The organism is Pseudomonas edaphica (assembly GCF_005863185.1).
Taxonomy (GTDB): Bacteria; Pseudomonadota; Gammaproteobacteria; order Pseudomonadales; family Pseudomonadaceae; genus Aquipseudomonas; species Aquipseudomonas edaphica.
This window is the reverse complement of record NZ_VBVZ01000312.1, coordinates 1-7,168: the sequence shown is the minus strand read 5'-3', so window position 1 is coordinate 7,168 and position 7,168 is coordinate 1. Positions and strand designations below refer to the sequence as shown.

Here is a 7,168-nt window from a genome sequence, read left to right as displayed (position 1 = left end):
TCCCTGTGGTGTGGGCGGTGGCCAAGTGGTCGTTTGTCAACAAACTGATCCTGGTGCCGGCGGCATTGCTGATCAGCGCCTTTGCGCCGTGGGCGGTCACGCCACTGTTGATGCTCGGCGGCGCCTATTTGTGTTTTGAAGGCTTTGAGAAGCTTGCGCACACCTTCTTGCATAAACGCACCGAAGAACAGGCTCACCTGGTTGAAGCCGTGGCTGATCCGGCGACTGACTTGGTGGCATTTGAGAAGGACAAGATCAAAGGTGCAATTCGCACCGATTTCATCCTCTCGGCGGAAATCATCGCCATCACCCTGGGTACCGTTGCGGATGCGCCTTTGATGCAGCAAGTGATAGTGCTGTCGGGCATCGCCATTGTCATGACCATTGGCGTGTACGGGCTGGTGGCCGGTATCGTCAAGCTCGATGACCTGGGTCTGTGGCTGACGCAAAAGCCCGGCCAAGCGGCTCGCAGTATCGGTGGGGCGATCTTGCGCGCCGCGCCTTACATGATGAAAAGTCTGTCGGTGATCGGCACAGCGGCGATGTTCATGGTCGGCGGCGGCATACTCACCCATGGCGTGCCGGTGGTGCATCACTGGATCGAGACGCTCAGCCAGAGTGTCGGCGCGGTGGCGTGGTTGATGCCTACGTTGCTCAACGCAGTGGCCGGGATTATTGCCGGGGCGCTGGTGCTGGCCGTGGTTTCACTGGTAGGCAAAGTGTGGCGCGTGCTGAAACGCTAGATTGGCATTCGGCGGGTATATAGATACTATGCTAATCATTAGCTAGCTATCTATGTGTTCGCTGAATGAAGCTTTCCACGTTTCAACTGCCTGACTTCTGGCAAGCCACCCTGGCGCCCTCGCGGGACGATCTGCTGTTTGCGTTGCGCAACATGATCGCCGGCGGGGTCGCGTTGTATCTGGCCTTTTGCTTGGACTTGCAGCAGCCGCAATGGGCGCTGACCACGGTATTTATCGTCGGCCAGTCCACCAGCGGCATGGTCTTGGCCAAGGGTGCCTATCGGTTACTGGGCACGTTTGTGGGCGCGGCGGCTTCGGTGGTGATGATTGCTGTCTTCGGCCAAGCGCCTTTGTTGTTTCTACTGTGCATGGCGTTGTGGTTGGCGTTTTGCACCACAGGCGCGTCGTTGCTGCGCAATCACGCCTCTTATGGGTTTGTGCTGGCGGGCTACACCACGGCGATTATCGCGCTGCCTGCGACTGCGGCGCCGCTTGGGGTTTTCGATGAGGCGGTAGCCCGTTGCCAGGAAATCAGCCTGGGGATTCTCTGCGCGTCTATCGCCAGCACGATTTTATGGCCGCGCCGGGTTGAGCAGACGCTGGCGGTTCAAGGCCGTGCGGCCTGGCAGGCGGGCCTGCGCGCCGCGGCGTCGGAGCTGCTGGGCACCGATCAGCGCAAGGGGTTGCTCGAAGCACTGGGCCGTTTGGTTGCAGTTGATGCCCAGCGTGACCATGCCTGGTTCGAAGGCCCCAAGGGCCGGCGCAGATCCCAGGCGCTGCGGGTGCTGAGCCGGGACTTGCTGGGACTCTTGCGCGCGGCCCGCGGCGTGGCACGGCAGCGACTGATGCTGGAAGATGCGACCCGCGTGGCGCCTTGGGTGGACGAGGTGGCCGCGACGCTACAGCAAGAGCGGCCCGATGCGCTGCCTGCACTCTCGCAGCGCCTGAGGTTGGCGCTGGGTGATCCAGGTTTGAGCGCGGAGGCGCACTTTTGCCTGGTGCAATTGGCCGAGGTGCTGCGCTTGATCGATGTGGGCGCATTGACCCTGGCGGCCGTCGAAGCTGGCAGGGTGCCGCCCGGTGCGCCAGGCGCCCTGTCCTGGCATCGGGATATCGAGCAAGGCGTGCTCGGTGGGCTGCGCAGTGCCTTGGCGTTTCTGGCCGTTGCGGCATTCTGGATTTTTACCGACTGGCCGTCGGGCCTGGGTGCAGTGTCGATCAGCGGCGTGGTCTTGAGCCTGTTTGCCGCGCGGGAAAACCCTTCTGCGTCGGGCCTCAATTTTCTCAAGGGCATTGCGCTGTCGATCCCGATAGCCGGCTTTGTGCGCTTTGCCTTGTTGCCCGGGTTTGATGCTTTCGCGCTGTTATGCGTGGCATTAGGCGTGCCGTTGTTTTTCGCCTCGCTGTGCATGAGCCGGGCAAAACTTGTGGCCACCGCTTCGGCGTTTTGTATCTTCTTCGTCAACAACGTCGGGCCGAGCAACCTGATGAGCTACGACATTGCTGCCTTCCTCAACAAGGCCATCGCGACCTTGGTGGGCGTCGGGATTGCGGTGCTGGTGTTTCGCCTGATCCAGCTCAACCCTGGCGAGCGACACTACCGGCGTATGTTCAAGGCTTCGTTGTTCGATTTGGCGCAGTTGACTTCGCGCCCTCTGGAGCAAGCCGAGAGCTGGTTTGGCGGGCGCATGGCCGATCGCTTGATTCGCCTGTCACGCTACAGCCAAACCTTGCCCGCCGAGCGTCGTACCCATTGGGATAATGGCCTGCTCGGGTTGGACCTGGGTGATGAGTTGCTGGAGTTGCGTGCAAGCCTTGCGGGCAGCCAGGGCGCCTTGGCTGGCGAGCGTGATGATTATCTGCGGCAGTTGGCGGTGATACTCAGGCACGCGGGGCCAGGCTTGGCAACGGCGGGGATGCTGGATGGGCCAAGTGCTGCACTGCTTCTAGCACTTGAGCAGCCGTCGGGGTTGACGGAGCAGGATCGGGAGATGGCCAGGGCGGCGGTGCTGCAGTTGCGGTTTACCTGGCAGAAATGGTGTCAACGGGGCGTTGAGCAGTAGGAGCTGGCGAACCAGCTCCTGCAGGGAGGTTACTCGGCGATCTGCAACTTGCGCGACTCGGTATAGATGTAGCGCACCTTTTCATACTCAAACGGCGAGTTCATCTGACCGTAGCGGAAGCTGGTCTGGTAGCGCTTGTCGACGGCGCGCAAAGCCCAGATTTCCGGGTGGTTTTCGCTGACCTTGGAGACGTTGAGGAAGTTGATCTCGGTCTCGGCGCCGTAGTCGACGATCAGGCCGGTAGTGTCACGCAGGTTCGAGGGGCCGAAGATCGGCAGCACCAGGTAGGCGCCGCCAGGGACGCCGTAGAAGCCCAGGGTCTGGCCGAAGTCTTCGCTCTGGCGCGGCAGGCCCATGGCGGTGGCCGGGTCCCACAGGCCGGCGATGCCGATGGTGGTGTTGAGCAGCAGGCGCCCGGTGGTTTCCAGGGAGCGGTGGCCCTTGAGTTGCAACAGGCTGTTCACCAGGTTGGGCACATCGCCCAGGTTGTTGAAGAAGTTGCTCACACCGGTACGCAGGAAGCTGGGAGTGACGTAGGTGTAGCCGTTGACCACCGGCAGAAACACCCATTGGTCGAAGCGGTAGTTGAAGTGGTACACGCGGCGGTTCCACGACTCCAGCGGGTCATAGACGTTAAGTGCCGTCAGTGATGAACGCTCGAATTCACGCTGGTCCAGGCCCGGGTTGAACTTGAGTTTGGTCAGCGGTTCCTTGAAGCCGTCGGCGCCGACTTTGACCGGCTCGTGGGCCTTGCTGTTGTCGGCATTGGCCACGCCTGCGCACATCAAGGCGGCAAGCAGCAGAAGATATTTAGCCACGGAAGAACTCCAGCATGGCGTCGGCGTTGACGCGGTAATTGAGGTTGCCGCAGTGGCCGCCCAACGGGTAGACGGTCAAGCGATCGCCGAAGGTTTTACGCAGGAAACCCAGGTCGCCAGGGCCGAGGATCAAGTCGTCGGCGTTGTGCATCACGGCAATTTTCGGGGTGTCGTGCAGGTAGTCCTTGAGGGCATACAGGCTGACCTGATCGATCAGTTGCAGCAGGCTGCCGCCGTCGGAGCGCGCGCGCCACATCGGGATCACTTGTTCGGTGAGGTAGCAGTCGAAGTCGCATTGCAGCGCACGCTTGAGGAACGGCGTGAGGCTGGTGCCTTCGGTGATCGGGTATTTCGGCGGGATGATCAGGCCGCGACGGTTGATCAGGTCCGAGGTGAAGGCAATGTCGGCCGCCGAGAAGCGGAACGAGGTGCCGATCAGCATCGCCATCTGTTCGTTGGTCAAGTGCTGCTTGGACTGCTGGAAGTCGTAGAGCAGGGCATCGTTGAGGTCGATGTAGCCTTTTTGCTGGAAGTAACGGGTCAGCTTGCTCAGCACCAGCTCATAAAACGTGGTGGTGTTGTTGATGCCCTTGACCTCGGTCTGTACCAGCTTGTCGAGGTTGGTGATCGAGGTGTAGAGGTTGACCGGCGGGTTGAGCAGCAGCACTTTCTTGAAGTTGAAGCTGCGGCGGGTCTCGTCGAGCTTGCTCACAAATGCCGCGTCCAAAGCGCCCAGGCTGTAGCCGGAGAGGTAGTAGTCAGTCACCGGCAGCGTGGAGTTCTGCGCGCGCACCGCCTGCATCACGCGGTACATGTCTTCGGCGTCTTCCTGGGTAATGCCGGGAGTGGCGAAGCGCGAAGCCGCGGCGATGAAGTCGAAGCTGGTGGGCGAGGACAACTGGACCACGTGGTAGCCAGCTTTGTAATAGAGCTTTTTGAGGTATTCGTTGATGCTGCTGTCATACCGCGCACCGGTGCCGGAAATCAGGAAAATCAGCGGTGCGGCGTGGTCTTGCTTGGCGATGCGGTAGGTGAGTTTCTTCACCGCCCAGAAGTTGTCCGGCAGGCTGAACTGGCGCTCAGGGCGCATGGTCAGGCTGTAGTCGGACTGGTTGATCTCGTCGTCGCTCGGCAATTGCGGGCGCAGATTCGGCGGAGTGGTGGCGATAGTCGCTTCGAACGGGTTGGTCAAAGGGTAGCCATAGCTGGCTGGGTCGATATCGACGGCCAGTGCTGACGCACTCAAAAATAGGCTGCCCAGCAAGGCAGCGCAGCGCAAGGAACGGAGCATGACTTAATCCCTAAGAGGAAACGTGCTGAATGAAGTTCGCAGGCTATGACCACCGCGTTGCCACCGAAGTGCCAGCCCTCGGCACTAAAAGTCGGAAAAAACCACGGAATCGGGGTAATAGTAGCCAGAAGATACACGTTGCCATGCATTGATGAACACTAATTGTGTGTATGCGCCTTGCTAACGGCTGCCGGCGCATTAAGCTGAGCGCCGTTTTTGCCTATCGGAGTACCCCATGTCCCGTCGTTTGCCACTGATCCTGCTGCTTATTGCCCTGCCGTTATGGTTGGCCGCCAGTTATGGCGCCCGTTACGGGTTTATGGAAGACGGCCAGTGGGTGGGGGTCTGCGTTGACGAGGCCAGCCGCTGGGAATGCCAGTTGCGCTCGAACCTGGGGCTGATGATTCACTTCAAGGTATTGGGCTGGGCCGCATTGGTCACGTCGGTGCTGGCGTTTTTTGTGCCGGGGCGAGCGGGCTGGGGTTTGGCGGTGTTGGGGATGGTGTTCGGGTTGCCGGCACTGGCGTTGTATAACACCACGTTTGCGGTGTTTGCGGTGGTGATTGCGGGGTTGCGGTTGGTCAGGAAGCCTCGGGGCGTCTGATAGAGCCTCATCGCAGCGGTGCGACGATTCGACAAGCCAGTTCCCACATTAGATTGGGTGCATCCCATGGAATGCGGTCGAATGTGGGAGCTGGCTTGCCTGCGATAGCATTTTTAAGCTTTGCGCACCCGCAAGCAACGCCACAACGCTACAACCATCAACCCGCTGACCACCGCCCAACCCCACGCCTGCTGGTTCAGCAAGCCTTCGCGATACAGCTGCGGCGCAATGCCGGCGCCAATAATGAAGGCCAGCAGCGCAATCTCCCGACGCGGGCCGGTGACCGGGCGAACCAGGTAAACCAGTGCCGGCAATACCAGTGCCGCACTTGGGAAGCTGCGATAGCGCGGGTCAAACACCAGCGCCAGCATCATCACTGCACCGGCGAACCCGGCAATTGCCACCAGCCAACCTGCGCGTTGCTCCAGCCAAGTGAAGGCGCGTTCCCGCCAAGCTTCCCGAGCGCTTAAAGCCAGCGCGGCATGGGCAAGTACCAACAGGTTCAACACCACCAGTAAGCCCGCCCACACCCATTCATCGTTGAAACGTGCTGTGACACGGGTCAGCTCGGCCCAGGTGCCAATGGAGCAGGCGGCCACTACGCCGAGTAATGGCAGCATGAATGCGGCACGCGCGCTGCGCCCCCGACCGCCCAGTGCCAGAGTGCCCAGCAGAATCAGGCCGCCGATGCCCAGCCACAGCGGCCAATACGGCACGTTACTCACCGGCCCGGCAAGGATGCCCTTGTCCTGGCGGTCGGCGTCAAACAAGCCCCAGTAACCACCGACTGCACCTTCGCTGGCGCGTTTCCACGGCTGGTCAAACGCTTCGATCAGGTTGTAGCGCCAGCCATTGGCCTCGGCCATGGCCACAAAACCACGCATGAACTTGGCCTCGTTGACCCGGCTCGGCACCGCGGTTTCGCGCTGGCGGCCTTCGCTGGGCCAGCCGGTCTCGCCGATCAGCACATCTTTAGGGGCGAATTTGTTGCCAAAGGTCTGGCGCACATCCCCAACATGCTTGAGGGCCTGGTCGATGCCCGACGGGTCATCTTCCCAGTAGGGCAGCAGGTGAATGGTCAGGAAATCCACCGCCGGGGCGATTTCCGGGTGTTGCAGCCAGAACTCCCACACATCGGCATAAGTGACCGGCTGCTTGATCTGGCTTTTGACCTGATGGATCAGCGTCACCAACTGCTTGGCGGTGACTTCCTTGCGCAGCAGGGCCTCGTTACCGACGATCACCGAAGTGACCACATCGGGGTTGGCATTGGCAGCAGCAATCAGTTCTTTGATTTCTTTTTCGGTGGCCACCGGGTCACTGCTGACCCAAGCGCCGGCCATCACCTTCAAACCATGCTTGCGCGCCATGCCAGGCAGGGCTTCCAGGCCGGTCATGGAATAAGTGCGGATGCATTCAAAACGGGTGGCCAGCAGCGCCAGGTCGGCGTCCATGCGCTCAGGGCGCAGTTTGAACGGCTGGTCGAACGGCGACTGGTCCTTGTCGAACGGCGTGTAGGACGCGCATTGCATCTTGTGGCTGGCACTGGCCACATCCGGCAACACCACCGGTCGGCCAAGGCCGTACCAATAGCCGACGAGGGCAAGCACGCCGAGGATCAAGGCGCAGAAATAGGGCAGGGCAGGGAA

6 protein-coding genes are annotated in these 7,168 nt (G+C 60.9%); 3 read left to right on the top strand and 3 right to left on the bottom strand.

Features of this window, described 5'->3' with window-relative positions; translation table 11 throughout:
• Both FEM54_RS19700 and FEM54_RS19695 read left to right on the top strand, forming a co-directional pair.
• Positions 1-743, top strand: a 743-nt coding sequence (locus FEM54_RS19700; protein ID WP_138452580.1) for a DUF808 domain-containing protein, incomplete at its 5' end; no start/stop codon positions are given.
• Between the two features lie 65 nt (positions 744-808).
• A complete protein-coding gene (locus tag FEM54_RS19695) occupies positions 809-2,806 on the top strand; it encodes an FUSC family protein (protein ID WP_138452578.1) in 1,998 nt (665 codons plus the stop codon).
• 29 nt (positions 2,807-2,835) lie between these two features.
• Here FEM54_RS19695 and FEM54_RS19690 read toward each other — a convergent pair whose 3' ends face one another.
• Positions 2,836-3,624 carry an MlaA family lipoprotein gene (locus FEM54_RS19690; protein WP_017136246.1) on the bottom strand — a complete coding sequence of 263 codons (789 nt, stop codon included), beginning with the start codon at positions 3,622-3,624 and terminating at the stop codon, positions 2,836-2,838.
• On the bottom strand, positions 3,617-4,915 hold the full coding sequence (locus FEM54_RS19685; protein ID WP_138452576.1) for a serine/threonine protein kinase: 1,299 nt from the start codon (positions 4,913-4,915) through the stop codon (positions 3,617-3,619). Before FEM54_RS19685 ends, FEM54_RS19690 begins: the two co-directional genes overlap by 8 nt.
• A gap of 235 nt (positions 4,916-5,150) precedes the next feature.
• On the opposite strand from FEM54_RS19685, the gene FEM54_RS19680 reads away from it, so the two are divergent.
• Positions 5,151-5,519 carry a hypothetical protein gene (locus tag FEM54_RS19680; RefSeq protein WP_099549028.1) on the top strand — a complete coding sequence of 123 codons (369 nt, stop codon included), beginning with the start codon at positions 5,151-5,153 and terminating at the stop codon, positions 5,517-5,519.
• A 113-nt stretch (positions 5,520-5,632) separates the two neighbouring features.
• Here FEM54_RS19680 and FEM54_RS19675 read toward each other — a convergent pair.
• Positions 5,633-7,168 (bottom strand): glycoside hydrolase family 17 protein (locus tag FEM54_RS19675; protein WP_138452574.1); only part of this gene is annotated, 1,536 nt, incomplete at its 5' end.

Coding starts and splice junctions, on each gene's coding strand:
- FEM54_RS19695 (WP_138452578.1), top strand. CDS start 809: ATGAAGCTTTCCACGTTTCAACTGCCTGACTTCTGGCAAGCCACCCTG.
- FEM54_RS19685 (WP_138452576.1), bottom strand. CDS start 4,915: ATGCTCCGTTCCTTGCGCTGCGCTGCCTTGCTGGGCAGCCTATTTTTG.
- FEM54_RS19680 (WP_099549028.1), top strand. CDS start 5,151: ATGTCCCGTCGTTTGCCACTGATCCTGCTGCTTATTGCCCTGCCGTTA.